Origin of the sequence: Klebsiella ornithinolytica NBRC 105727 = ATCC 31898, assembly GCF_001598295.1 — a bacterium.
Classification (GTDB): Bacteria; Pseudomonadota; Gammaproteobacteria; order Enterobacterales; family Enterobacteriaceae; genus Klebsiella; species Klebsiella ornithinolytica.
The window spans coordinates 202,646-226,489 of record NZ_BCYR01000003.1 but is presented as its reverse complement, the minus strand read 5'-3'; the positions used below and the strand labels follow the sequence as shown (position 1 = coordinate 226,489).

Here is a 23,844-nt window from a genome sequence, read left to right as displayed (position 1 = left end):
TCACTTTTGACTCAAATAGCCTGGATTGTATTGTCGCTTTGTTTTCACCACAATCGATAGCGTACTGAAAACCGCTTAATTGAATTATCCCGATATTCACCACCGCCAATAAAATACAGGTACGGTTATGCTTTCATTATTAAAACCCAAGGTCGCCTCGGCCACGATTCCTGCACAACAGATTGCCCCCACCTATAAACGCTATCGTATGCAGGCGCTACTGAGCGTCTTTCTCGGCTATCTCGCCTACTACATCGTGCGTAACAACTTCACGTTGTCGACCCCCTACCTCAAAGAGCAGCTTGACCTGAGCGCCACTCAAATTGGCATGCTCAGCAGCTGCATGTTGATCGCCTACGGTATCAGCAAAGGCGTGATGAGCAGCCTGGCGGATAAGGCCAGCCCGAAAGTCTTTATGGCCTGCGGACTGGTGATGTGCGCGGCGGTGAACGTCGGGCTGGGCTTCAGCAGCGCGTTCTGGATTTTCGTGGCGCTGGTAGTGATCAACGGGCTGTTTCAGGGCATGGGCGTTGGCCCCTCGTTTATCACCATCGCCAACTGGTTTCCACGCCGCGAACGCGGCCGGGTCGGCGCATTCTGGAACATTTCGCATAACGTTGGCGGCGGTATTGTCGCCCCCATCGTCGGAACCGCTTTTGCGCTACTCGGTACCGAACACTGGCAGACCGCCAGCTATATCGTTCCCGCCGCGGTTGCGGTGCTGTTTGCCGTTGTGGTGTTGATTCTGGGGAAAGGCTCCCCGCGCAGCGAAGGGCTACCGGCGCTCGACGAAATGCTCCCGGAAGAGAAAGTGTTGCTCAATACCGGCAAAGTGGAAAAAGCGCCGGAAAACATGAGCGCATGGCAGATCTTTTGTACCTACGTGCTGAAAAACAAGAACGCCTGGTACGTGTCGATGGTCGACGTGTTCGTCTATATGGTGCGCTTCGGGATGATCAGCTGGCTGCCTATCTATCTTCTGTCGGTGAAGCACTTCTCGAAAGAAGAGATGAGCGTCGCCTTTCTGTTTTTCGAATGGGCGGCTATTCCGTCGACGCTGCTGGCCGGCTGGCTGTCGGATAAGTTGTTTAAAGGTCGCCGCATGCCGCTGGCGATGATCTGCATGACGCTGATCTTCTTCTGCCTGATTGGCTACTGGAAAAGTGATTCGCTGTTTATGGTCACGGTGTTTGCCGCCATCGTCGGTTGCCTGATTTACGTCCCGCAATTTCTGGCCTCGGTACAGACCATGGAGATTGTGCCGAGCTTTGCGGTCGGTTCTGCCGTCGGTCTGCGCGGTTTTATGAGCTACATCTTCGGCGCGTCGCTGGGGACCAGTCTGTTCGGCGTGATGGTAGATAAGCTGGGCTGGCACGGCGGTTTCTATCTGCTGATGGGCGGCGTGGTGTGCTGCATCCTGTTTTGCTACCTGTCACACCGCGGCGCGCTGGAGCTGGAACGTAAGCGTCAGGAGGCGGCCAGCGCGCACGAGCTGTCGCTGGCACAGGCGTAAATTCGTCAGTATGAGATAAAGAATAGCCCCGGCGGCCACAGGCTGGCGCCGGGGTGGAGACCTGAGAACCTTTAGCGAAGCGCGGCAGCGTCACTGTGTTGACGGATAAACCGTGCGCGCCAGGGTTTCAGCAGCGCAATCGCCAGCGCGGCAGTAATAAAATCAAGCCCTATCGCACAGCTGAAGACCACCCCCCACCCTTGAGTATGCTGGTACAGCAGCGCCGCCAGCGGGCCGCCAAAAATCGATCCGATCCCTTGCGATATATACAACCAGCCGTAGTTAGAGCTCGCATATTCGCTGCCGAACGTGTCGGTCAACGTGGAGGGGAACAGTGAAAAGATCTCTCCCCAGCCGAAAAACACCACCCCGGACAACAGCACAAACAGCATCGGATCGTCCCGGCAGGCCAGCCACAGGGTCATCGCCACCCCTTCCAGCGCAAAGGCGATAAACATGGTGTTTTCGCGGCCATAGCGATCGGAGATAAATCCGAACAGCGGTCGCGTCAGGCCATTGGTAAAACGGTCGATAGTCAGCGCCAGCGGCAGCGCGGCCATGCCGAAAACCACCGCCTTACTGATACCGAAATCCTCAGCAAAGACGGCCATTTGCGACGTCACCATCAGTCCGGAGGTCGACATCATCGCCATCATGGCAAACATCAGCCAGAAAAGCGGTTGGCGCAGCATTTCGCGCGAAGTGAATTGCCGGGTACTTTGCGCAACGCTCCGACTGGCGGGCAACGCTCCGCTATCGGGCGGCAGCTTCAGCCCCTGACTGGCCAGCAATCCCACGGCGGCAAAGAGGATGCCAAAGACCGTCATGGTCTGTTCCAGTCCGTACTGGCCCAACGAAACGGAGACAGGAAAGGTGGTCATAATCGCCCCCATGCCATACCCTGCCGCGACGGCGCCAGCGGCAAATCCACGATGGCGGGGAAACCATCGCACCATTAAACCGACGACGCCGATATAGACAATACCGGTCCCCAGCCCGCCGAGGCCGCCATAGACGAGGTACAGCGCGGCCAGGCCGCTGACCTGAGCCGAGAGAACCCAGCTCAGCCCAGCCATGACCGTGCCGATAGAGATAAGCAGCCGAGGGCCAAAGCGCTCAACCAGCCGTCCCTGAAACGGCGAGAAAAACGTCTGCAGGATAATCAGCAGCGAAAAGGTAACCTGTAGTTCCGCTAACCCGACGCCCAGCTTTTCGGTCAACGGTCTGGTCAGCAACGTCCAGACATATTGCGGACTGGATATTGCAGCCATACAGATCAGGCCAAGTGAGAGTTGCGTCCATTTGCCATATCTGGCGACAACCAAAGGTTCTCTGAGAACGGTCATAATCAGCTCCAGTAATCCGTTAGCCACAAATCAACAATGACGGCCATGACGGTTATGGGTCCTTGAAACCCCGCCCCGTCCCCTGCGCATCCCAATACTTACAGTGCTAAGCATTAACCATGCCACGTTATTTATTTGTTATTTATCAATGTCTTCTTGAAGTCATCGGCCGCCGTATGTTCAGCCAGGCGTTGCGCTGCACCGCTGAAGGGCGGTTTTTGTTCGCCTGGTGTGCAGCTAGAAAGGGAGATTCGCTATAATTGTGTCGCCGCCGGGGATGTTCCGGGTTCAGGCAGGGAAAAGAGAAAGGAGTGAGATTGACTATTTCAGTTCGTCAGGCAACCCGTCATGACTGGCCAGCATTACAGCGGCTGTTTCTTTTATCGCGGTGTCATACGTTTACGTGGCTGAACGTCACCGATTTTCGCTTAACCGATCTGGAAAAGCAGACTGAAGGGGAAACGATCTGGCTGGCGCATGATCCTCAGGGAGAGCTGGCCGGTTTCATTGCCGTCTGGATGCCAGACCACTTTATTCACCATTTGCATGTCGCTCCCGCCCGTCAGGGATGCGGAGTGGGCAAAATGCTGCTGCAGGCATTACCCGGCTGGCAAGAACACGGCTATCGGCTGAAGTGCCTGACGCGCAATCACAAGGCGCTGGCGTTTTATGCCGCCAGCGGCTTTGTCACGCTTGGCGAAGGGAAAAGCGACGAGGGAACGTATCACCTGCTGGAACGCAAAGCGGCCTGGCCGCAACAGCAGGCGAAAAAAATGCGCCCGCAGGCGCATCGTTGACGCGGCGCGGATCTACTCTTCGCTGGCCGGGGATTTCACCCGTACGCCGGCAAAAACAATAATCATGGCGGTCAGCAGGAGTAAACCGCTGCCGGTAAAGACGCCGCTGGCGCCATTGAGGTCAAACACCGCCCCGCCGCCGGCCGCGCCGGCGCCAATCGCCAGCTGAATAGAGGCAACCAGCAGCCCGCCCGCGCTTTCCGCTTCATCCGGTACCGTCGTCGCCAGCCAGGTTGACCAGCCTACCGGCACCAGACCGAAAGCAAAGCCCCACATGGCGACCAGCAGTCCGTCGAGAAGCGCGATGTGGCCGAAGGTCACCATCATCAGCGCCAGCACGCTCATGGCCAGAGGAACCAGCGCCAGCGTCAAACGCAGGCTACGGCTCAGCAGATGCCCGGCAATAGAGGTCCCGATAAAGTTCGCCACCCCAAATCCCAGCAGAATCAGAGAGACCCCTTCGACGCTGGCCTGGGCGACGGTCTCCAGAAACGGCCGCAGATAGGTGAAAAAGGCAAAATGTCCGCTGAAGATTAAAATGGTCGCCAGCATCCCGCCAACCATGCCGGGACGACGCAGAACCTTAAACAGCGTAGCAAAGCTGCCGACGCTTTCCGGGCGCATTGAGGGCAGTACCCACAGTTGCCACAGCAGCGCCAGAACGCTCGGGACGGTACAGAGAATAAAGACGCTGCGCCAGCCGATCAGGCCGCCAAGATAGCTGCCCAGCGGCGCCGCTACCACGGTCGCTATCGACACGGCGGAGAAGATCACCGCCAGCGCTTTCGGCACGAACGCGGCAGGCACCAGACGCATCGCCGTGGCGGTCGACATCGACCAGAATCCGCCGATCGCTATCCCCAGCAGCAGGCGTCCCAGCAGCAGAAACTCGAGCGAGGTGGCGAAAGCCACCATCAGGCTGGAGACGATCTGCAGGACAGAAATGAACATCAGTACCCAGCGGCGGTCGATATTTTTAGTGGCGGGGGTGATCAGCAATCCGGTCGCCAGCGCCACCAGAGCCGTCGCGGTCACCGCCTGCCCCGCCATCCCTTCGCTGACCCCAAGGCTGGCTGCCATCGGTGTTAACAGGCTGGCGGGAAGAAACTCTGCAACAATCAGGCCGAAAACGCCCAATGCCAGTGCATACACGGCGCGCCATGCGGGCCTGGCGGTGGCCAGCCTCTCTTCAGTTGCAATGCAGGAACTCATAAACATCTCTCCAGAACAATTAACATTTCGTTAAGGTTAGGAGGTTCCGTCAGGACGATCTATGATAAATACTCTGTGATTATTGATAATTCGTCCGGGAATGATGTTATGACTCAGCAAGCCCTCGATCTCACCAGCGAACTACTGCGCGGCATGCGCCTTTCCGGCGTCAACTATCGGCGCATCGAAACCTCCCGTCCTTTCGGCGTCGAGTTCGGCTTTGTACCCGGTAAAGCGCAGTTTCACTTTATCAGCCGGGGACCGGTACTGCTGCGCATGGTCAGCGGTCAGCGCTTAATGTTGCAAAGCGGCGATGCGCTGTTTATTCCCAACGGCGATGGCCACGTGCTGCTCTCTGATGACCAGGCATCGGTAGTCAACGTCTCCAGACTTCCCAGCGAACCGGTTTGTGACTCGGTAAGCTGTGTCAAAAACGCGTGCGACGACGCGGAAAGCGGCAGCGCCATTATCTTCAGCGCTTGTATGGACTTTGAGCTGGGCGGCATGCAGCCTCTGGTTAAAGCGATGCCCGAAGTGATGCTGGTCAGCAGCCTTCTGACCAGCCGCCCGGAAATCCAGCCGATGCTGGCGGCCATGGAACGCGAAAGCCTCACTCGACAGGCGGGCTATGCCGGTATTCTGGCGCGACTTGCCGATGTGGTGGCGGCGCTGATTGTTCGCGGCTGGGTGGCGTGCGGTTGCGGTAACGCAAACGGCTGGGTACAGGTCCTGCGCGATCCCAAACTTGCCAGAGCTATCTACGCGATGCATCAGCAGCCTGGCGTCAACTGGAAAGTCGAAGAGCTTGCGCGCGAAGCCGGGACCTCACGTTCCGTTTTTGCGGAACGTTTCCTCGCCGCCACCGGTACCACACCCGCGCGTTATCTCACGGAACTGCGGATGCGTCTGGCCGTGCAGTATATTTCGGATGAAGGTCAGACGCTGGAAAAGGTCGCCTTCCGCCTGGGATACAGTTCGTTAGCCGCCTTCAGCCGGGCCTTTAAGCGCATCACCGGCAAGGCGCCAGGGGCGCTCCGTGGCGAGACGGTGCTGTAACGCTTCGCGCTTACGCCCTACTCTTTTTTATTCTGCCAGTTCGCCCACGGGCTTTCCGCCGACAGCGGCGTCGCGGTGGAGGTTGAATCGCCGAGAGAGTCGATATAAAGGTCTTCAACCTCTTTACGCGCCCACGGCGTTCGACGTAAAAATTTGAGGCTCGATTTGATGCTCGGGTCGCTCTTAAAACAGTTGATATTGATCCGTTTTGCCAGCTCGGCCCAGCCATACTTCGCCACCAGGGCGTTCAGTAAAGCCTCAAGGGTGATGCCATGAAGAGGATCTTTAGAAGGCTGCATTGCGATGTTGAATCCTGAATATCTGATAAATGTCGCACACCATACTGGCTACACCGCCCCTGCGCAAGGCAGAAAGCAGGTTCGCGACGTCTTTATCCATTATTCGCAAAAGCACAGAACCCCGCCCGGTCATAAATTAGAAAAGAAGGTTATTGGTTGATTATTTTCCGTTGAGGCAAGCTGTGTTCACCCCACAGAATGAGGAAATCACCATGCGCTGTTGTTGTCCCCGAACCCTGAATATGAATAAACGCAACTCCCTGAATGCCGTCTTCGGAGCACACAATGAACGCAACGACTTTGCCGATTCTCGATCTTGCTCGCTACGCCGATCCTGCTGAAAAAACGGCTTTTCTGGCCGACCTTCGCCATGCGGCCCGCGAGATCGGCTTCTTTTATCTGATCAATCATGGCGTCGACGATGCCCTGCAAAAAGCTGTCCAGCAGCAATCCCGCCGCTTTTTTGCCCTGCCTGATGAGCAAAAACAGCCGGTTGCGATGATTCATTCCCCACACTTTCGCGGCTATAACCGCGCCGCATCCGAGCTGACCCGCGGACAGCCAGACTGGCGAGAACAGTTTGATATTGGCGCCGAGCGTCCGGCGCTGCGTCTGGATGACGATGCGCCGCGCTGGCAGCGTCTGCAGGGGCCTAACCTGTGGCCGGAAGCGCTACCGACGTTGAAACCCACGCTGCTCAGCTGGCAGCGCGCCATGACCGAGGTCGGCACAACCCTGTTGCGCGCCTTTGCTGAAGCGCTGGCGCTACCTGATGACGCCTTTGAGACCTTGTATGGCAATAAACCCAACGAGCATATCAAACTGATCCGCTATCCCGGTCAGCATGAGACGCAAAGCCACCAGGGCGTCGGCGCGCATAAAGACTCCGGGTTCCTCAGCTTCCTGCTTCAGGATGAGCAAAAGGGTCTGCAGGTAGAAGTTGCCCCCGGGCAATGGATCGATGCGACTCCGCTGGCCGGCAGTTTTGTCGTCAATATTGGCGAACTGCTGGAGCTGGCCACCAATGGCTACCTGCGTGCCACCGTCCATCGGGTGGTGTCTCCGCCGGTACACCAGGAGCGTCTCTCTATCGCATTTTTCCTCGGTGCGCAGCTGGATGCCACCGTTCCGGTCTTCACCCTGCCGCCGGAACTGGCGCAGGAAGCGCTCGGACCGGACAGCGATCCGCAAAACCCGCTGCTGCGCGAAGTGGGCTGGAATTACCTGAAGGGCCGCCTGCGCTCACACCCGGATGTGGCTGAACGCTACTACCAGGATGTGTTTCGCGAACCGGCCGGGCAACCAATCGTTTAAAGATAACAATAAAGGAAAACACCATGAAAATTGCCGCTTTTAAACTGGCAGGGGTTGCTCTGTCTCTCTCTTTCGCCTGGACATCAGCGCAGGCCGCCGCCTTACGCGTAGCGGCTGACCCGGTTCCGCATGCGGAGATCCTTAACTACATCAAGAAAATCGATCCGAGCCTGGATTTGAAGGTGGTCGAACTGACCAGCGGCGTAAATGCCAATGAACTGCTGGCAAACGGCGACGTGGATGCAAACTATTTCCAGCACGTACCCTATTTGAAGGATCAGGAAAAGGCGCTGGGCAAGACCTTCGCCGTCGCCGCCACGGTTCATATTGAGCCTTTGGGTATCTATTCGCGCAAGCACAAAGACTTTGCTTCACTGCCGGAAAATGCCACCGTCGCCGTGCCCAATAACACCACCAACCTGAGCCGTGCCCTGTTCCTGTTGCAAAGCCAGGGACTGATCAAACTGGCCTCCTCCTTCACCGACCCGGCCACGACGCTGGCGACGCCCAAAGATATTGTGGAAAACCCGAAGCATCTGAAGATTCTCGAAATTGAATCGCCGCAGATCCCGCGCTCTCTGGACGATGTCGATCTGGCCGTGATCAACGGTAACTATGCGCTGGAAGCCGGGCTGACGCCGGCAAAAGACGCGCTTGGCCTTGAGAGCGCCAGCCATAACCCTTACGCCAACATTCTGGTCACCAATCCCTCCCTGGCAAGCGATCCGCGCATCAAACAGCTGGCGAAAGACCTGACTTCGCCGCAGGTGGCTGAATTTATCCGTCAACGCTATAACGGCTCGGTTATTCCGGTTATCCCGAAATCATGATTGAAGCGATCGGGCTGAGTAAAACCTACGCCGGAACAGGCCGACCGGCGCTGAACAATGTGTCGCTGCAGGTCCCGAAGGGCGCGATTTACGGCATCCTCGGACGCAGCGGCGCGGGAAAAAGTACGCTGATCCGCTGTCTGAATCTGCTGGAGCGGCCCACATCGGGCCGCATTATTGTGAACGGACAGGATATTACGCAGATGGATAAAGCCGCGCTGCGCGCTTATCGCCTGCGTACCGGGATGATCTTTCAACATTTTAACCTGCTGCACGCACGTAACGTCGCCGACAATATCGCTGTGCCGTTGGAAATTGCCGGCATGACCAAAACGGCGCGTCAGATGCGAGTCGCGGAGTTGCTTGAGCTGGTCGGGCTTAGCGATAAAGCCCACGCGTTCCCTTCCCAGCTATCGGGCGGGCAAAAACAGCGCGTGGGTATTGCAAGAGCGCTGGCGTCAAGGCCGGACGTCCTGCTGTGCGACGAGGCGACCAGCGCCCTGGATCCCGAGACCACCGCCTCGGTGCTGGCATTGCTCGCAGATATTAATCAGCGTCTGAATCTGACGATTGTGCTGATCACCCATGAACTGGAGGTGGTCAAAACCCTGTGCGACCACGCCGCGCTGCTGGAAAATGGCGAAATCGTCGAAAGCGGCAGTATCGCCGAACTGCTGGTGGCGCCGTGGTCGAAGCTGCGTCAGTCATTGCTGCACGATCCGCAGTCGGAACGCGATTTTCTTGCTCGTCATGGTTATCAGCGGAGGCCATTATGCACAGTCGCATGAGCTGGGATGACCTTTGGCCGCTGCTGTGGGACGGGACGCTGGAGACGGTGTATATGGTGGGGCTGGCGGCGGTATTTACCGTTCTGCTCGGCCTTCCTGTTGGCGTGGTGCTGTTTATTTCGCGTAAAAACGGGTTGCTGCCGATGCCGAAACTCAACGCGCTGCTGGGGGCAGTGATTAACTTTGGTCGCTCGCTGCCGTTTATCGTGCTGCTGATCGCCCTGATCCCGTTTACCCGGCTGATTATCGGTACGACGCTCGGGAGCACGGCGGCGGTGGTGCCGGTAACGATTGGCGCCTTCCCTTTTTTCGCCCGGCTGACGGAAAACGCGCTCGATGAAGTGGATTACGGACGTATTGAAGCCATTTTGTCGATGGGCGGCACGGTCTGGCATGTAATTTTTAAATCGCTACTGCCGGAAGCATTGCCAACCCTGCTGGCTGGCGTCACGCTGACTATCGTGATGTTGATTGGCTTCTCGTCAATGGCCGGCGTGATCGGCGGCGGCGGGCTGGGCGATTTGGCGATTCGCTATGGCTATCAGCGCTTTAATAATGAAGTGATGGTCGGCACGGTGCTGATTCTGGTGGCCCTGGTGCAGGGCGTGCAGATGGCGGGCGACAGCCTGGTCCGCCGACTGGCCCACCGTCGTTAAACATCAGCCGTCGCGGCAGGTCGCCATCACCGCCGCGACGGCTGAGTGGAAAATCCGCCCTCCCGGATCAGCGTTTGCATCAGCTCCGCTGCCGGCAACGCCCGGATCATCCCGACCCCCTGTCCTGCCCAATGTGCCCCAAATCCCCATTCGCCCTGCGCTTTCGCCGCTGCCGCCAGCGCTTTTCCCGCGTCGTAGGCTAGCGGGTAGTCCGGGGGCATAACGTCGGGATTGCGTCGGCCGGTTTCACAAAATGCATTGTCAATGCAGCGCGCCGGGCGACCGGAAATCGCCGCAGTCATCACGGTTTCTGGCGTTGGTTCACCGCTCAGCGCCTGGCGATATCCGGCGTCGGTAGCCGATTCCGGGCAGAGCAGGAACGCGGTCCCCAGCTGAACCCCTTCTGCGCCCAGATGCATCATGCTGCGGATCCCGGCACCGTCCATGATCCCCCCGGCGGCAATAACCGGTATCGACACCGTCCGCTTTAGCGCCTGGACCAGCGTCAAGGTACTCATTTGCCGATCGTCGCCGCGAGGATCGAAGATCCCGCGATGACCTCCGGCCTCATACCCCTGCGCAATCACCACATCGACGCCCTGGGCGACGACCCGCTGTGCCTCGTCTACGCTGGTGGCGCTGGCCATGATCAGCACACCTTTTTCCTTCAGCCGGCGAATGAGTGTCTTATCCGCCACGCCAAAGTGGAAACTGACCACCTCTGGCGCCAGGTCAAGTAGCAGCTCGGCCATGGGCTGATTCACAAGGAAACTTTGATAGATTTCCGTCAGCGTCTCGGGCGGTTGCGCGCCGAAACGAGCGAATAGCGGACGCAACAGCGCGGTCCACCTTGCTTCCGTGTGCGGGTCCCGGCGCGCCGGCGCATGGCAAAACAGATTGACATTGACGGGCTGCGTGGTCAGATGACGAGTACGCGCAATCAGCGCTTCGGCCTGGAAAACGGTCGCGGCCCCCAGCCCCAGCGAGCCGAGCCCGCCGCTGTTACTCACCGCGGCAGCCAGCTCTGGGGTTGAGACCCCGGCCATCGGCGCCTGTATGATGGGATAGGCAATATCCAGTCTCTGCGTAAAGCGGTTGCTCATGGTCACCCTGTTTGAATGTGTGATGCTGAATGCTTAACATCTCTTTTTGAGATGTTAAGATCAATATCATTTCCATATTTAGAAGAAAAATATGAACCACGCCACGTTACTGATCTTTAAAATTGTCGCGGAAGAGCAAAGCATTACCCGGGCAGCCAAGAAGCTGGGCCGTGTGCAATCAAACATCACCACGCGCATCCAGCAGCTGGAAGAAGAGCTTGATGTCGAGCTGTTCGTGCGGGGCAATAAAAAAATGGTGCTCTCCTCTGCCGGCAAGCAGTTCCTCGATTATGCGCTAAGAATACTGAGCCTTGGCGAAGAGGCGAAACAGGCGCTGCACCCGACAAACCCCGCCGGGCGCCTGCGCCTGGGGGCGATGGAAGCGACAGCCGCGAGCCGGCTTATTCACCTCCTTCCACGGTTCCGCGCCATCTGTCCGCAGGTCGAACTGACGTTGCACACCCAGCCTACGCAGCAGTTGACCGATCTGGTACAGCGTGCCGCCCTCGACTGCGCGCTGGTGAGTCTGCCGGTTACCGCCGAAGGTGAGCTTGTCCGCCCGACGGACATCGACGCGATCCCCGTTTTTGACGAGCAGCTGATGCTGGTGAGTCCAGAGGGGCCGGCTGATATCAGACTTGCCGCTTTTCCCAGGGGCTGCAGCTATCGGGCGATCGCGGAAGCGTTTTTCGCCTCCGATGCGCATGTCGAGATTCAGGATGTGGGGTCGTACCACGCCATGATCGCCTGCATTGCGTCCGGTGGTTATCGCGGTATCCTGCCGCAAAGCGTAATAGATATCCTGCCCCTGCCAGACAACTGCCAGATTCAGCCGCTTAAGCAGGTACAGACTCAGCTCATCTGGCGCCGGGAATCTATGTCCCCTGCGCTCAGTGAAATGCGGCAACTGCTGACGGCGGGCATCCAATTTTAAGGATGCGCGCGCGCTGACCTGACCGCAACCAGCCCTGCCGCCAGACACAGAGACGCTGCCGCCGCAAGCAATGAGGGATTAAACGATCCCGTCAGGTTATGCAGCGTCCCGGCGACAAATGGCCCGATAATCTGTCCGATACCATAAGTGGCCGTCATCGCCGCGATCATATTGAATTTTACCCGCTGATTCAGCCTTCTGGCTTCCGGGAGCGCAATGGTAACGGTGCCCATAAAGGTAAAACCGACCAGCAGCGCGCTGAGCAGGCAAGCGAGGAGCGTCTGGCTGAGAGCCGGCAGTACCACGCCCGCCGCCTGTATCAGCAGATTGGCGGTCAGCGCCCGGCGGAAGCCCAGTTTGATCACCAGTTTGTGCCAGATAAAGCATGAAGGGACCGCCGCGAGACCAAACAGCGCCCAGAGTTGCACGGGATCGATCTGCGCCAGCGAAGCGGATAAAAACAGCGGCAGGTAGGTCGCGGTAATGATGTAACCAAAGCCAGAAAAACCATATATCGCCAGCAATCGCCAGGCATCGGCGGTTTGTCCATCCGTCGCTGTTAAAGCCGGCGACTGCGGCGGCCAGGTCTGCACCTCATGGGCCGGCGTCAGCAGCAGGCGCACGACCAGTAAAAAGAGGATCGTCGCGCTCGCGGCGCAGATAAGCCAGATTTGTGGGCTGGAGAGCGCCGCATGTTTCGCCAGCGAAATACCTTCGGCGGATAAAAAGATCCCCATTCCAACGCCGGAAAAGAGTACCGGCGCACCGTGATGGTGTTGCATATGCTGGAGCAGCCATAGCGAGGCGGCGATCATCGTCACCGCACTCAGCACCCCCGCCAGTCCGCGGATAAGTATGATCCCCGAGGGCGAACTCACCCACGCCAGTAGCGCCAGGCACACTAACGTGCATGCCACCGAAGCGAGAGTCAGGCGGGTGCTGTCAGCCGGTCGGGCTTTCGACAGCAGCAGCGCCCCGATCAGATAACCCGCGTAGTTGACCGACGCTGCCAGATTCCCCTGCTGCAGCGATAGAATCTGCTCATTCAGCATTACCGGGAGAATTCCGGTATAGGCAAAACGCCCGTATCCCATGCCGATAATCAGCACCACTGCACCGGCCAGCGCCAGCCACAAAGCCTGACGTTCCGGCCGCTGTTTCGTCCTGTTCACTCGCTACCTCGCCGCTGAAAATCTCAATAAGAGAATGACGTTTCTACTGTTCTCTTGGTGTCGTGGTAATAAACAGGCCGACCAGCAGAAAACGCGGAGCGCAGGCCGACCACTGCTGCCAGTGTAGAGGAGCCCGATGAAGATGCTTCGCTGAACAACGAAGTGTGGTGGTCAATGCGACGGATAAATAATGCGGGGGGCTTGCAGCCCCCGTAACGGTTAGCGGTAACTGAGCGCCAGTCTGGCCGCAAAGAGCATAAATACCCCCATTTTCGGATTTAATACGTTCCCGAGCACTCCTTTTAAAAACCAGTTGCTGGTAGAAGGCGCGGTAGACTGGCGCGTATCGAAGGCCTGACGTGGACGAAGCAGAAGCTGAAAGCCTGGCCAGCATAAGTAGGCTGCCCCACACCATTTCAGGATGTTGGTCACGAGCCGCATCGTGCTTCAGCGCACCAGGCGGTTCCACTCCTCCCGGGTGATTTCCCACAATTCTGCATCCAGCATGCCCGCGGTAAACTGCTGTTTCTCTACGCGAATCAGGCGCATGCCGCTGTTCATCGATATTTTCCTCGATCCATCGTTGTCGCGGGCTTTAGGCGCGCGCAGCACCTCCCGATGGAGAGTGTTAAACCAGAAATCGGTCACACAGCGGCAGGCTTCGGTCATTAACCCCTGACGCTGCCAGGCCGGATCCAGCCAGAAGCCGCGATTGTTATCCGCCTGGTCGGAGAGCGTAATCAGGCCGATAAGCTGCTCCGGGTCGGCCTGGCGGCGAATCGTCCAGAACCAGCCGCTCCCCTTTTCGGCAGCCGGTAAGGCAATCGTGTTCACATAGCGAGACGCGCCGTCGTCCGGGAACGGCCACGGAAAACTGGCCGCCAGATGGCGCACGATTTCCCATTGCGGAAACACCGCCTGAATCTGCGGCGCGTCGTCTTTGACCAGCGGGACCAGCCGCAGCCTGTCGGTGGTTAAGAGTGGCGCTTTCACGGAGCCTCCTCGCGGAGCCATGGCGTAATTGTGACGCCCGTCAGCAGCCCTTCCGGGCTGAGCAGTCGGGTGACGGTCTGACCCCATGGTTCTTCCCGGTTGGCTATCAGCAGTTGGTATCCTTTGGCCATCAGTACGTCGGTGGCGGCCTGAATATCGCGCACTTCAAATTCAATCCACGCCTGGGGAACGGGCAGATCTGCCGGCCACTCTTCACTGCCAAAGCAGGAGAACGCCGCCTGGGCCAGCGGCCAGAGGGCAAAATGTTTCACTCCCGCCAGCGCATCCTGCTCGGTCAGCAGATAGTCATCGTTACCCGCCATCCGTTTCAACGGTAAACCTAACATCTCGCCATAAAAGGCATGGCTCAGCGCGGTGTTTTGCGTGATGGGGCCAAATCCCGCGACAAACAGCACGGCGATATCGGTGAAATCTTTTGTCATCTTCCCTCCTGACGGTGAACACAGAATAGAGCCAGTAGAAAATTTATACATTGAATACGCAGACTTGCACAGATTCGTCTTGTCCCAACGCTAATTTTGGTGGGTTTGGCTAAAACAGCGGAAAAACGCATCCTGTGCTCGTCCGAATGACCGGGTCTGCGCTATGCTGCTCACACCTTCGTTTGAAATACCATGATGTTATGACCTCTTCAGTCAGTAATACTCAGCTTAATCTGCGCATTATCTCGATCGTCGTTTTCACCTGTATCTGCTATCTCTCCATCGGCCTGCCGCTTGCCGTGTTGCCGGGATATATCCATTACCAGCTGGGATACAGTACGCTCATTGCCGGTGTTGTTATCAGCCTGCAGTACATTTCGACGCTGTTCAGTCGGCCGCACGCCGGACGCTATACGGATATCTGGGGGCCGAAAAAGGTCGTCAGTCTTGGGATCGTCTGCTGCCTGTTGAGCGGTCTGTTCACACTGGTTGCTGTGGCGCTGCAATCGGTGCCGGTGCTGGCGATTAGCGCTTTGTTGATTGGGCGTATTTTCCTCGGCGTCGGTGAAAGCTTTACCGCGACGGGAGCAACGCTGTGGGGAATTAAAACCGTGGGGGCGATCCATACTTCGCGAGTGATTTCGTGGAATGGCGTGGCCACCTATGTGGCGATGGCGGTAGGCGCGCCACTCGGCGTGATGCTCAACAGCGTCTTTGGTATCAGCGGTTTTGCCGCGGTGGTCGTTCTGGTGGCGGTGATTGGCCTGCTCTTTGCCCGTACGCGCCAGGATGTCAGCGTCACCGCCGGTATCCGGGCGCCGTTCCACGTGGTGGTGCGCAAGATCTGGCCTTATGGCCTGGGCCTGGCCCTGGGAACCGTCGGATTCGGGGTCATCGCGACCTTCATCACGCTCTACTTTTCCGCGCATCGCTGGCAAGGCGCGGCATTTACCCTCTCCCTGTTCAGCGCCGGGTTTATCTGTGTTCGCCTGGTCGCAGGCAATGTAATTACCCGCTATGGCGGCGTCCGCGTCTCTCTGGTCTGCTTCGTGGTCGAGTGTCTCGGGCTGATGATTATCTGGCTCGCGCCTTCCGCATGGATAGCCGGCCTCGGCGCACTGCTGACCGGCAGCGGTTTCTCTTTGGTTTTCCCGGCGCTGGGCGTGGAGGCGGTCAGACAGGTTGAAGAACAAAACCAGGGGACGGCGCTGGGGACCTATTCGGCCTTTCTCGATTTAGCGCTGGGTTTGACCGGTCCGCTGGCTGGCTGGGTCGCCGGCTATTATGCACTGGATACAATTTATCTGCTGGCCGCGGTGGTCGTCGTGCTGGCATTCCTGCTGGTTTTTCGTGTCCACCTGCAGCAACGCGCCGCTTTGCGCCACGTATGAGCGACGGTCTCCGGTAGCCGCAGGTTACCGGAGCCGGTAAAAAACTAATCAATAATTGACTGTGATTCCGCATCCGTGCCAACATCCTTGTCACGTCTGGTTACAGGCGCACTGACGTGGCGGGTGGCATAACAGAGATCGCGTAATTAAAGATCCGGCCCGTGACGTAACCCAATCCGAATCACTGACCACGACGGTGAGTTCTTGAGCCTGGCGGGAAATACGCAAATGCATCAAAGCTTTAATCAGCGCGTTCATTTCTATTACTGCATCTTAGTCGCGCTGAAAATTCATGGAAAATCAAAAAAATCGGGTGGAATCAGAGGAAAGAACAATTTCCTGCTGAAATGGCTGCGTAAAGCTCAGGACAACAATATCTTCCATCCGGATATCACCAGCGAAATCGAATGGCTGCGCGGTAAAATTATTCAGGCCGGGTATGACACCGATCTGGAGCCGATGCTGGACTTCGTCTATGCCACGGCGAAACGCGCCGAAGCGCTCAAGGAGAGCGATTAACCGCCCGCACATTGCACATTACACATGCCGGGCTCCCCGGCATAGCCCACGTGTAAACGCTGAGGCACGTGCGGCGTACCGCTCGTGCGTGACATTGTCACAAAAAGGGTGACAATTCCTTCATCGCGAGCAAAAGACGTTTTATCTGATGGCATTGCCCTCTATGCTGATGAACGCGTATATCTTACCCGGAGTCACCCATGGCCGACTGGAATCCTTCCCTGTATCTGAAATTTGGCGCTGAACGTACGCGCCCCGCCGCTGAATTAGTCGCCCGTATTGCACAGCATCCCGTCACATTCGCTGTCGATCTGGGCTGCGGTCCTGGTAACAGCACCGCTTTGCTGCATCATGCCTGGCCGGAAGCGACCCTTGTCGGCGTCGACAGCTCACCGGCGATGCTCGATGACGCCGCCCGGGCGCTGCCGACCTGCCGGTTCGTCGCCGCCGATATTCGCCAGTATCAACCCGAACGCCCCGCGGATCTTCTCTATGCGAACGCATCGCTGCAGTGGCTGACGGATCATGAAACCCTGTTTCCGCACCTCGTTAATCAGCTGGCGGATAACGGCTTGCTGGCGGTACAAATGCCGGACAACTGGCAGGAACCCTCCCACACGCTTATGCGTCAGGTGGCGCAGGAGATGGGATTCCCGGAGAGCGGACGTCATCCGCTGCCGGGTGCGCAGGCGTATTACGATATTCTCACCGCCTGCGGTTGCGAGGTGGATATCTGGCGAACAACATATTACCACCCGCTGGAGTCGCACCAGGCGATTATCGACTGGCTGCAATCCACGGGGCTTCGCCCCTACCTGCAACCGCTCGATGCCGGGCAGCAGGAGGGATTCCTCGAACGCTATCTGGCGCTGTTGCAGCAACACTATCCGCTACAGCGTAACGGAAAGGTCCTGCTGCTGTTCCCACGACTGTTTATCGTCGCGCAGCGCAAACCTCGCCTCTGATGACAGAGACGTCCGGCGAGATAGCCACGCAATGCGCTATCGCCGGGCGTCAGCGTCGTTTTTGTCGTTGTAATGACCGCTTTCTGGCATTACGCGTTTTTTTCTTTTCTCATTGATCGTCAACTCAAGCATAAGGTCTTCCATCCGCTGTTTATCGTCCTCGTGGCGAAAGATAAATTGACATGAAATACGATATTCAACGCGGCTGTCGCGGCCAAAACAGGGGGGGCTATAAATATTTTTTATCGCCAGATCAACGATTATTTCGCCATAGGCACCAAGATTTAATATGGCTTGCTTCAGATACAGGTTAGCGACTTTTAATTCACTGAATGCCTGATGCGCTATTAATCCGCAGCCGCCGCAGGATAGATTATCGATCGCAAAATGATAGTTTTTGCCATTACGAAAACGGCCATGGCAGAAGAAAGGATAGTCCGGCGCCGTCGTCAGGCGCGGATGCGCTCTTCTCTGGGTTATTGTAATGCTATCCGGGAGATTAAATAGTGTCCCGATACTGTCCGCTACACCCTTCTTTCTCCGTGAAAAAAAATTAGCCTTTCCATTCTCGCTAAAAATAGTAAAGGATAATTTTTTACCATCAGAAATATCAAGGTCGGTGGTAAAACCGGCGGCACTCACCTTTTTCAACTGAGTGGTCATCAGGTTATCTTGCGTGTGTATTTGCAGGAGACTTTTCTTTTTTAACTCCTCTCTCAATAAACCCATTAAATCATATTTATTCGTACGATGTATTCTTGACATATACTTCACCTCAGCGCAAATCTTAAGTGAAGATAAAAATAAACTTAAGTCAATAAACACGATAATAAATATCAATTAATACGATTGTTATTTTGCAGTGAAATTATTTATGGTTTGTACAGATTGAATGGTTTATAGCATGCCGCTATTTACTCGCCAGAAAAGACTATAATTAGGCCAATACTGAATACGGAAAATGCTATGGATATGATTCTGGCCATGCGCGTATATGCCCGGGTTGTCGAACGAGGGAGCATCTCGCAGGCAGCCAAAGATCTGCATATGGGGCAATCTTCGGTAAGTGAAACCCTCACCCGACTGGAAAAATATCTGGCAGTACGTTTACTGATGCGCAATCCGCGCGCTATCACCTGCACGGATTATGGCATGACGTTCTACAACCACAGCAAAATTGTCCTTGCGGCGGCGGCAGAAGCCATTCGCGCCGTGACACCGACGGAAGATCGACTTGCCGGGACGTTACGTCTGTCTTCGCCCTGCTGCTTCGGCGAAACGGTGGTGCCAGAACTATTGGCACTGCTCTATGCCGCCTATCCTTTGCTAAAAATCGATCTCACCCTCAATGATGCAATTGTGGATCCGGTCACTGAGGGGGTCGACATCTCTCTGCGTCTGGGAAAATTAGCAAACGGGATTTTTATTGCCCACCCGCTTGGCCAGGTTGAAAGAAAACTTGTTGCCTCAGCTGAATACCTCCGCAACAGCGAGGCCATTACCGTTCCGGAACAGCTCCGCCATCATCCTTTTATTCGCGTAAAGGGGATTTTTGATGGTGGAGACCTGATACTGTATGGCGAGGATGGCGTGGTGGTTCACACCCGTATCAATACGGTGGTGGCGACCACCCACTGGAGTTCTATTTATGGGCTGGTCAAACGCGGCATCGGCATTGGCGTTCTTCAGGCGCCGGCATGCATGAAAGAAATAAGCAATGGTGAAATGGTTGAGCTATTGCCGGGTTATCACATCCCCGCTTTTGATTTACATGCCTTGACCCCACCGCAAAAACCGATTTCACCCGCAATCAATCAGGTGATATCTTTCCTGAAAACCACGGTGCCCTCTCTTCTGGCACAATATCATGCTTCAGCAATAAACATCCGGCGCGGTTGAGCGGCGCCAAAGCAGGCGCCGCAGCAGAGTTACCAGGAAAGATGGTGCACCAGCGAGAGATCCCACGCGGTGGCCAGCAGCGAAAGAAACATAATCAGGTTAATGGCGGTCTCGATGCGTTTTTCCATTTTTTATTCTCCTGAGTTGTTTTCAGCCGCCAGGCGACGCTGAACAACGGCTTTTCTTTTGACCTGTTTTAACAGGTGATGCGATAACGCACGTAATCATCAGCGGGAGTAAATTCGTCATACAGTCGACGGGCCGGATTGTCGGTGCGCGTATGCCAGTAAAGGCGCGACCATCCTTGCTCTTTGGCTTCCGCCCGTAGCGCCTGCATCAATTGCCGGGCAATGCCGCGGCCGCGGAGCTGCGGATCGACGAACAGGTCTTCCAGATAGCAAATCGGGGTTTTCACCCAGGTCCCTTCATGGAGGACGCAGATTGCAAAACCCGCTACGCGATCGTCGACCACGGCCACACGCCCCAGAACCGGTGAGCCGTGGTCCAGTAACCGCTGCCAGGTGTATTCCGTGACATCGGCCGGCTGCGGGCTGTCATAAAAAGAGGTATAGCCTTGCCAAAGCTGCAGCCATTGCGACTTGTCTTGCGCACAGACCTCGCGAATATCAACAACCATCGATTATCTCTCCTGATGTCCGAACTGGACCGGTTACGCGGGCGATCGATTAACGTTTTGCAGTTACGATGTCCCATTATTTTCCTGGCCTGACATTTCTTCAAGCGGCGGGGGCACAATTTGCCCTTATTCGTCTTTATCTGTACGCGCATTTACCGCTGCCTGGCGATTGTTGTTTTCAGCGCTACAGATCTGCGCGGTTTGTTTTTGATTTGCAGCCATTGTATGTTGTAACTAAATAAAGCAAGTTAATAACCCGGCCGTGGCCGGGTCAACGTTGTTTGACGATGTTTAAATCAGCACAACGGCTTCACCGCTTCTCGCATGCCGCGCAGCAGAATGGCATCAAGATCCTGCGTTACCTGTTCAACCAGGCCATTAATCTGCGTCAGATCCTGCTCCCAATGAGAGGTCATCGATAGCACCGCTTTCACCAGTTCACGAGTGCCGATCTGCGCGTCGCGATGCTGCGCCCACAGGGTCTGGAAACGCGTCATCCATTCGGCGTCATCCTGCACCGGATAAGTTGCGCCATCGCGCTCCGCGCGATAGAAGGCAATCAACGCCGCCAGCGCAAAAGTCAGACGCGCCGGTAGTTTACCTGATTTCGCCTGCCCTGCCAGCAGCTGCGGCAGAATGCGGGTGCGGAATTTGGTCATGCCGTTTAGCGCAATGGAGAGCAGCTGATGTTTGATATACGGATTGCGAAAACGCCCTGTCACCGCGCTGGCAAAAGAGTCCAGTTCAGCACGCGGCAGATCGAGCACCGGAATAATCTCTGTATATATCGCCTTCTCGACGAATGCACAAATCTCCGGGTCATTCATCGCTTCGCCGACGGTATCCAGCCCTGCCTGGTAGGCCACCGGTACCAGGGCGGTATGTGCGCCGTTAAGAATCGCCACTTTCCGCTCTTTGTACGGCTTAATATCATCAACAATCAGGACATTAAGTGGCAATTTATCCAGACGCAGTTCAGCGGCCAGCGATTTTGGCCCCTGGATAACAAACAGATAGAAGTGTTCGGCGGTGGCGAGGAAACCGTCTTTGTACCCCAGCTGCGCTTCGATCGCCGCGGCTTCATCACGCGGGTAGCCCGTTACGATACGGTCAACCAGCGTCGAGCAGAAAGTATTTGCCTCCTGCAGCCAGGTCATAAATGCCGCCGGCAGCGCCCATTCATGAGCATAGCGCAGCACCAGCTCGCGCAGCGCTTCGCCGTTATAATCGATCAGTTCGCAAGGGATAATGATCCAGCCTTTATCCGCCGCGCCGGCGAAGTGGCTGTAACGCTCGTACAGCAGTCGGGTCAGTTTTGCCGGGTAGCTCACCGCCGGCGCATCTTCAAACCGATCGCCGGCGTGATAGCTGATGCCGGCTTCGGTGGTATTGGAAAACACAAAGCGCATATCCGGGTTATGAGCCAGCTGAAGGAAGGCGTCATAATCCGCGTAAACGCTGATTTCCCGGTTTACCGAACGGATCAGACGCGCATCGCTCACCGCCTCACCCCGTTCGTTCAAACCGCGGATAATGGTGGTGTACAGCCCATCCTGCGTGCTCAACGACGGGGGGAACGCGCTCTCTATGGGGCGAACAATCACCACGCCGGCGTTCAGGTCGGTATGCTCATTCAGCAGATCAAGCTGCCAGTCGACAAATGCCCGAAGAAAGTTACCTTCACCGAACTGGATGATACGTTCAGGGTACTGCGCGCCGGGAAAATCACGACGGTTTAATGTTTTCACAATAGGTTCCCTCGTAGAGTGGTCATACAACCTGAGTAATTGGTGTAATAACTTAACAGCTTTTCTAAGAGTAAAACCGTGTTTTGATCAAACCTGTCTCGGTTATTGCAAGATCTTATAGAACAGTGAGGTCGCCGTCATCGTTCCGTCCGGCATTAAGGCATAACGAGGAATTTCCCCGGCTTTTTCCCAGCCACACTGGACATAAAAGCGTTCTGCGCCGCTGCCGGTGGCCGTATCAAGGACCAGAACCGACTTGCCCTGCTCGCGGGCAAGTTGCTCCAGATAATTCATCAGCGCATTAGCCAGCCCCTGCCGCCGCGCATTTTGGTGAACCAAAAGTTTTGCCACGTCGGCGCGATGAGGCTGATTTTCCGGTTGATCGATGACCAGCTGTACCGTGCCGACAATCTGCCCGGCATGTTCGGCCACCAGCACGAGACGCTCCCCGGCCGCCACGCTTTCGGCGATGCGCAGCCAGAACGTTCGCGCCGTTTGCAACGAAAAAGGCAGCATAAAACTGACGGAGGCACCGCCGTTAACGCAATCGGCCAGAATATCGCTCAGCGGGGAAAGGTTTTCGAGAATATCAGCACGCGAAAGCGTACGAAGGGAAAAGGATGTGGTCATTGGTCGCTCCATGAAATTGACCACATCACTATCTTTTTAACTTATATTTAACACAAGCGGAATTGTCATTGCGTTTTCTTATGGCTGATGTTCCGCCAGCGTCGGCGTACAAATCCGATTGCGCCCGGCTTCCTTCGCATTAATAAGATAATCATCGGCAGCCATCAGCAGTTGATTAAACAGCTCGGTGATCCGCCCGCCGCCGACTGGACGACACTCCAGCCCCATGCTCAGGGTCAGTTTAATCTTGTGCGGCCCCCAGACGAAGGTTTGCGCCGCCACGCCCTGGCGAATTTTCTCCGCCAGCAGCTGACCCTCCTGCGGCGTCGCGCTCAACATGGCAACGGCAAACTCCTCCCCGCCAATACGCGCCACCAGCCCCTGCTCGCCCACCAGATCCCGCACCCGCTGGGCGAACTGAGTCAGCACGCAATCTCCGCACTCGTGACCCCAGCTATCGTTGACCCGCTTAAAGTCATCGATATCCAGCAACATCACGGTAAGCTGCTGCGTTTCTGATTGCGGTTGACGCTTCAGCGCCTCGCTCAGACCGGAACGCGAGTAAACCCGCGTCTGGAAATCAAAATCAGCCCGCAGCGCCAGCTGTTTCACCAGGTTATTAATCGCGTCAACACTTGAGGCCACAATCACCGGGCTGATTAACATCGCCGCAATGCCAAGGCGGGTCGAGAACAGCTGCCATGGCTGCAGATGCGCATCGGGAGAGAGATGAACTAACGCATTCGCCACCAGCAGGATCTCACCGATTCCGGTGAGGAAAGTCAGCAGGCAGGTCAGCGGCAGCGGATAACGAATCGCACACCAGATCAGCGCAGGCAGCGGGAAAGTGATACTTTCGGCTCCCCCTACGGCGACGCCAAGGATAATGGACAGCACCAGCACCATGACCGGTAGCAGCTGACTCCAGCGGAAGCCGCTGAACGTCGAAGGTATCGTCACCGTCAGGATAAACGGCAGGATCAGCACCGCCGTCGAGAACTGTTCGCTAAACCAATCGGCCAGCAGAGAGATAAATGTCTCCCGCTCGACATCCATCGATCCAAGCGTCCCCACGGCGGCGCTCAGGAAAGCGGCCAGCAGACAGTAACAGAACAAATTCAGCACATTGATCGGGCCCGGCATGGAATCAGTCCGTCGCTTATCCCACAGCAACAGCTGCGCCAGGCTGACGATAAAGACAATATTCGAGAAATTAATCAGCAGCGAGGCAAAGCCCATTCCCCAGCGTGAGGTCAGGCCGTCGTACACCATCATCGCCACAAAACAGGTGGCATAAAAATAGCTACGATTGAGCCAGACATAGCGGGCGAAGATCCCGACCATCACGGCATTCAGCGGCCAGAAAAAGGACAGTTCCTGGACCAGACGCAGCATGGCACCGAAAAAATGGAGCAACAACGTTAAGGTGAATAACACCAGCGCGTCACGCACGGGGTGTTCCTCACGAAACAGCGTGAATAACCGAATCGACAGTGAAGACATTCAGTGATTATCCGTCTAATTGTTTCAGGCAATTATTATGTTAATAATTAGTTAGCGGATTATCATAACATGAGAATATTTATCCAGCATACCCAT

At 56.3% G+C, this 23,844-nt stretch carries 24 protein-coding genes and 1 pseudogene; 12 read left to right on the top strand and 13 right to left on the bottom strand.

Going from position 1 to position 23,844, the window contains the following annotated elements; genetic code table 11:
* Positions 1-127 precede the first annotated feature (127 nt).
* Positions 128-1,513: a phosphoglycerate transporter PgtP gene (gene pgtP, locus ROR01S_RS08625; RefSeq protein ID WP_064359329.1), complete on the top strand. Its 1,386-nt coding sequence runs from the start codon at positions 128-130 to the stop codon at positions 1,511-1,513.
* A gap of 71 nt (positions 1,514-1,584) precedes the next feature.
* On the opposite strand, the gene oxlT is transcribed toward pgtP, so the two are convergent.
* On the bottom strand, positions 1,585-2,859 hold the full coding sequence (gene oxlT / locus ROR01S_RS08620) for an oxalate/formate MFS antiporter (RefSeq protein ID WP_004862108.1): 1,275 nt from the start codon (positions 2,857-2,859) through the stop codon (positions 1,585-1,587).
* Positions 2,860-3,176: 317 nt separating this feature from the next.
* On the opposite strand from oxlT, the gene ROR01S_RS08615 reads away from it, so the two are divergent.
* Positions 3,177-3,656 carry a GNAT family N-acetyltransferase gene (locus ROR01S_RS08615; RefSeq protein ID WP_004862110.1) on the top strand — a complete coding sequence of 160 codons (480 nt, stop codon included), beginning with the start codon at positions 3,177-3,179 and terminating at the stop codon, positions 3,654-3,656.
* A 12-nt stretch (positions 3,657-3,668) separates the two neighbouring features.
* On the opposite strand, the gene ROR01S_RS08610 is transcribed toward ROR01S_RS08615, so the two are convergent.
* A complete protein-coding gene (locus ROR01S_RS08610; RefSeq protein ID WP_064359328.1) occupies positions 3,669-4,868 on the bottom strand; it encodes an MFS transporter in 1,200 nt (399 codons plus the stop codon).
* 108 nt (positions 4,869-4,976) lie between these two features.
* On the opposite strand from ROR01S_RS08610, the gene ROR01S_RS08605 reads away from it, so the two are divergent.
* On the top strand, positions 4,977-5,924 hold the full coding sequence (locus ROR01S_RS08605; RefSeq protein WP_004862114.1) for an AraC family transcriptional regulator: 948 nt from the start codon (positions 4,977-4,979) through the stop codon (positions 5,922-5,924).
* A gap of 17 nt (positions 5,925-5,941) precedes the next feature.
* Here the strand turns inward: ROR01S_RS08605 and ROR01S_RS08600 are convergent, their stop codons facing one another.
* The gene (locus ROR01S_RS08600) at positions 5,942-6,223 is read right to left on the bottom strand and encodes a VF530 family protein (protein ID WP_004862116.1); all 282 of its coding nucleotides are present in this window, start codon (positions 6,221-6,223) and stop codon (positions 5,942-5,944) included.
* Positions 6,224-6,508: 285 nt separating this feature from the next.
* On the opposite strand from ROR01S_RS08600, the gene ROR01S_RS08595 reads away from it, so the two are divergent.
* From ROR01S_RS08595 to ROR01S_RS08580, 4 genes are read left to right on the top strand one after another with little or no spacing between them, the layout of a single operon-like run.
* Positions 6,509-7,537: an isopenicillin N synthase family dioxygenase gene (locus tag ROR01S_RS08595; RefSeq protein WP_004862120.1), complete on the top strand. Its 1,029-nt coding sequence runs from the start codon at positions 6,509-6,511 to the stop codon at positions 7,535-7,537.
* A gap of 23 nt (positions 7,538-7,560) precedes the next feature.
* Complete coding sequence (locus ROR01S_RS08590; protein WP_064359327.1) at positions 7,561-8,367, top strand: MetQ/NlpA family ABC transporter substrate-binding protein; 807 nt, start codon at positions 7,561-7,563, stop codon at positions 8,365-8,367.
* Complete coding sequence (locus ROR01S_RS08585; protein ID WP_073972282.1) at positions 8,364-9,155, top strand: methionine ABC transporter ATP-binding protein; 792 nt, start codon at positions 8,364-8,366, stop codon at positions 9,153-9,155. The genes ROR01S_RS08590 and ROR01S_RS08585 overlap by 4 nt, the downstream gene beginning before the upstream one ends.
* Positions 9,152-9,811 (top strand): methionine ABC transporter permease, encoded by a 660-nt coding sequence (locus ROR01S_RS08580; protein WP_160873165.1) that lies wholly within the window; start codon positions 9,152-9,154, stop codon positions 9,809-9,811. Before ROR01S_RS08585 ends, ROR01S_RS08580 begins: the two co-directional genes overlap by 4 nt.
* A 26-nt stretch (positions 9,812-9,837) precedes the next feature.
* On the opposite strand, the gene ROR01S_RS08575 is transcribed toward ROR01S_RS08580, so the two are convergent.
* On the bottom strand, positions 9,838-10,938 hold the full coding sequence (locus ROR01S_RS08575; protein ID WP_255265541.1) for an NAD(P)H-dependent flavin oxidoreductase: 1,101 nt from the start codon (positions 10,936-10,938) through the stop codon (positions 9,838-9,840).
* A 67-nt stretch (positions 10,939-11,005) separates the two neighbouring features.
* Between ROR01S_RS08575 and ROR01S_RS08570 the strand changes: the two genes are divergently transcribed.
* Entirely contained in the window at positions 11,006-11,848 is an 843-nt protein-coding gene (locus ROR01S_RS08570) for a LysR family transcriptional regulator (protein ID WP_015584306.1), read from the top strand.
* Here the strand turns inward: ROR01S_RS08570 and ROR01S_RS08565 are convergent.
* The 4 genes and pseudogenes from ROR01S_RS08565 to ROR01S_RS08550 all read right to left on the bottom strand — a co-directional run bounded on the left by ROR01S_RS08565 (position 11,845) and on the right by ROR01S_RS08550 (position 14,456).
* Complete coding sequence (locus tag ROR01S_RS08565) at positions 11,845-12,942, bottom strand: YbfB/YjiJ family MFS transporter (RefSeq protein WP_417664402.1); 1,098 nt, start codon at positions 12,940-12,942, stop codon at positions 11,845-11,847. The two genes, ROR01S_RS08570 and ROR01S_RS08565, sit on opposite strands and share 4 nt — an antisense overlap.
* Positions 12,943-13,278: 336 nt before the next feature.
* Positions 13,279-13,455: pseudogene (locus ROR01S_RS08560) on the bottom strand (LysE family translocator); the annotation flags it as partial.
* Positions 13,456-13,467: 12 nt separating this feature from the next.
* On the bottom strand, positions 13,468-14,013 hold the full coding sequence (locus tag ROR01S_RS08555; protein WP_004862134.1) for a GNAT family N-acetyltransferase: 546 nt from the start codon (positions 14,011-14,013) through the stop codon (positions 13,468-13,470).
* On the bottom strand, positions 14,010-14,456 hold the full coding sequence (locus ROR01S_RS08550) for a VOC family protein (RefSeq protein ID WP_064359324.1): 447 nt from the start codon (positions 14,454-14,456) through the stop codon (positions 14,010-14,012). The genes ROR01S_RS08555 and ROR01S_RS08550 overlap by 4 nt, the downstream gene beginning before the upstream one ends.
* 200 nt (positions 14,457-14,656) lie before the next feature.
* Here ROR01S_RS08550 and ROR01S_RS08545 point away from each other — a divergent pair, with 200 nt between their 5' ends.
* The 3 genes from ROR01S_RS08545 to tam all read left to right on the top strand — a co-directional run bounded on the left by ROR01S_RS08545 (position 14,657) and on the right by tam (position 17,331).
* Entirely contained in the window at positions 14,657-15,847 is a 1,191-nt protein-coding gene (locus ROR01S_RS08545; RefSeq protein ID WP_032717467.1) for an MFS transporter, read from the top strand.
* 228 nt (positions 15,848-16,075) lie between these two features.
* Positions 16,076-16,366, top strand: coding sequence for a hypothetical protein (locus ROR01S_RS08540; RefSeq protein WP_004862141.1), 291 nt, complete (start codon positions 16,076-16,078; stop codon positions 16,364-16,366).
* 200 nt (positions 16,367-16,566) lie between these two features.
* Positions 16,567-17,331 carry a trans-aconitate 2-methyltransferase gene (gene tam / locus ROR01S_RS08535; protein ID WP_032717468.1) on the top strand — a complete coding sequence of 255 codons (765 nt, stop codon included), beginning with the start codon at positions 16,567-16,569 and terminating at the stop codon, positions 17,329-17,331.
* A gap of 36 nt (positions 17,332-17,367) precedes the next feature.
* Here tam and ROR01S_RS08530 read toward each other — a convergent pair whose 3' ends face one another.
* On the bottom strand, positions 17,368-18,096 hold the full coding sequence (locus ROR01S_RS08530) for a flagellar brake protein (RefSeq protein WP_064359323.1): 729 nt from the start codon (positions 18,094-18,096) through the stop codon (positions 17,368-17,370).
* 201 nt (positions 18,097-18,297) lie between these two features.
* Here ROR01S_RS08530 and ROR01S_RS08525 point away from each other — a divergent pair, with 201 nt between their 5' ends.
* Entirely contained in the window at positions 18,298-19,230 is a 933-nt protein-coding gene (locus tag ROR01S_RS08525; RefSeq protein WP_064359322.1) for a LysR family transcriptional regulator, read from the top strand.
* A 196-nt stretch (positions 19,231-19,426) separates the two neighbouring features.
* On the opposite strand, the gene ROR01S_RS08520 is transcribed toward ROR01S_RS08525, so the two are convergent.
* The 4 genes from ROR01S_RS08520 to ROR01S_RS08505 all read right to left on the bottom strand — a co-directional run bounded on the left by ROR01S_RS08520 (position 19,427) and on the right by ROR01S_RS08505 (position 23,748).
* A complete protein-coding gene (locus tag ROR01S_RS08520) occupies positions 19,427-19,867 on the bottom strand; it encodes a GNAT family N-acetyltransferase (protein WP_064359321.1) in 441 nt (146 codons plus the stop codon).
* Between the two features lie 296 nt (positions 19,868-20,163).
* Positions 20,164-21,615: a tagaturonate reductase gene (locus ROR01S_RS08515; protein ID WP_064359320.1), complete on the bottom strand. Its 1,452-nt coding sequence runs from the start codon at positions 21,613-21,615 to the stop codon at positions 20,164-20,166.
* A 102-nt stretch (positions 21,616-21,717) separates the two neighbouring features.
* Positions 21,718-22,245, bottom strand: a complete 528-nt coding sequence (locus tag ROR01S_RS08510; RefSeq protein ID WP_064359319.1) for a GNAT family N-acetyltransferase — start codon at positions 22,243-22,245, stop codon at positions 21,718-21,720.
* A 78-nt stretch (positions 22,246-22,323) separates the two neighbouring features.
* Positions 22,324-23,748 carry a GGDEF domain-containing protein gene (locus ROR01S_RS08505; RefSeq protein ID WP_048023611.1) on the bottom strand — a complete coding sequence of 475 codons (1,425 nt, stop codon included), beginning with the start codon at positions 23,746-23,748 and terminating at the stop codon, positions 22,324-22,326.
* Between the last annotated feature and the right edge of the window lie 96 nt (positions 23,749-23,844).

Excerpts from the sequence above, each read along its gene's own strand:
- ROR01S_RS08530 (WP_064359323.1), bottom strand. The coding sequence starts at position 18,096 with ATGTCAAGAATACATCGTACGAATAAATATGATTTAATGGGTTTATTG.
- ROR01S_RS08525 (WP_064359322.1), top strand. The coding sequence starts at position 18,298 with ATGGATATGATTCTGGCCATGCGCGTATATGCCCGGGTTGTCGAACGA.
- ROR01S_RS08600 (WP_004862116.1), bottom strand. The coding sequence starts at position 6,223 with ATGCAGCCTTCTAAAGATCCTCTTCATGGCATCACCCTTGAGGCTTTA.
- pgtP (WP_064359329.1), top strand. The coding sequence starts at position 128 with ATGCTTTCATTATTAAAACCCAAGGTCGCCTCGGCCACGATTCCTGCA.
- ROR01S_RS08610 (WP_064359328.1), bottom strand. The coding sequence starts at position 4,868 with ATGAGTTCCTGCATTGCAACTGAAGAGAGGCTGGCCACCGCCAGGCCC.
- ROR01S_RS08565 (WP_417664402.1), bottom strand. The coding sequence starts at position 12,942 with ATGGGATACGGGCGTTTTGCCTATACCGGAATTCTCCCGGTAATGCTG.
- oxlT (WP_004862108.1), bottom strand. The coding sequence starts at position 2,859 with ATGACCGTTCTCAGAGAACCTTTGGTTGTCGCCAGATATGGCAAATGG.
- ROR01S_RS08510 (WP_064359319.1), bottom strand. The coding sequence starts at position 22,245 with ATGACCACATCCTTTTCCCTTCGTACGCTTTCGCGTGCTGATATTCTC.
- ROR01S_RS08540 (WP_004862141.1), top strand. The coding sequence starts at position 16,076 with ATGCATCAAAGCTTTAATCAGCGCGTTCATTTCTATTACTGCATCTTA.
- ROR01S_RS08505 (WP_048023611.1), bottom strand. The coding sequence starts at position 23,748 with ATGTCTTCACTGTCGATTCGGTTATTCACGCTGTTTCGTGAGGAACAC.
- ROR01S_RS08580 (WP_160873165.1), top strand. The coding sequence starts at position 9,152 with ATGAGCTGGGATGACCTTTGGCCGCTGCTGTGGGACGGGACGCTGGAG.
- tam (WP_032717468.1), top strand. The coding sequence starts at position 16,567 with ATGGCCGACTGGAATCCTTCCCTGTATCTGAAATTTGGCGCTGAACGT.
- ROR01S_RS08545 (WP_032717467.1), top strand. The coding sequence starts at position 14,657 with ATGACCTCTTCAGTCAGTAATACTCAGCTTAATCTGCGCATTATCTCG.
- ROR01S_RS08590 (WP_064359327.1), top strand. The coding sequence starts at position 7,561 with ATGAAAATTGCCGCTTTTAAACTGGCAGGGGTTGCTCTGTCTCTCTCT.
- ROR01S_RS08585 (WP_073972282.1), top strand. The coding sequence starts at position 8,364 with ATGATTGAAGCGATCGGGCTGAGTAAAACCTACGCCGGAACAGGCCGA.
- ROR01S_RS08595 (WP_004862120.1), top strand. The coding sequence starts at position 6,509 with ATGAACGCAACGACTTTGCCGATTCTCGATCTTGCTCGCTACGCCGAT.
- ROR01S_RS08570 (WP_015584306.1), top strand. The coding sequence starts at position 11,006 with ATGAACCACGCCACGTTACTGATCTTTAAAATTGTCGCGGAAGAGCAA.
- ROR01S_RS08605 (WP_004862114.1), top strand. The coding sequence starts at position 4,977 with ATGACTCAGCAAGCCCTCGATCTCACCAGCGAACTACTGCGCGGCATG.
- ROR01S_RS08550 (WP_064359324.1), bottom strand. The coding sequence starts at position 14,456 with ATGACAAAAGATTTCACCGATATCGCCGTGCTGTTTGTCGCGGGATTT.
- ROR01S_RS08520 (WP_064359321.1), bottom strand. The coding sequence starts at position 19,867 with ATGGTTGTTGATATTCGCGAGGTCTGTGCGCAAGACAAGTCGCAATGG.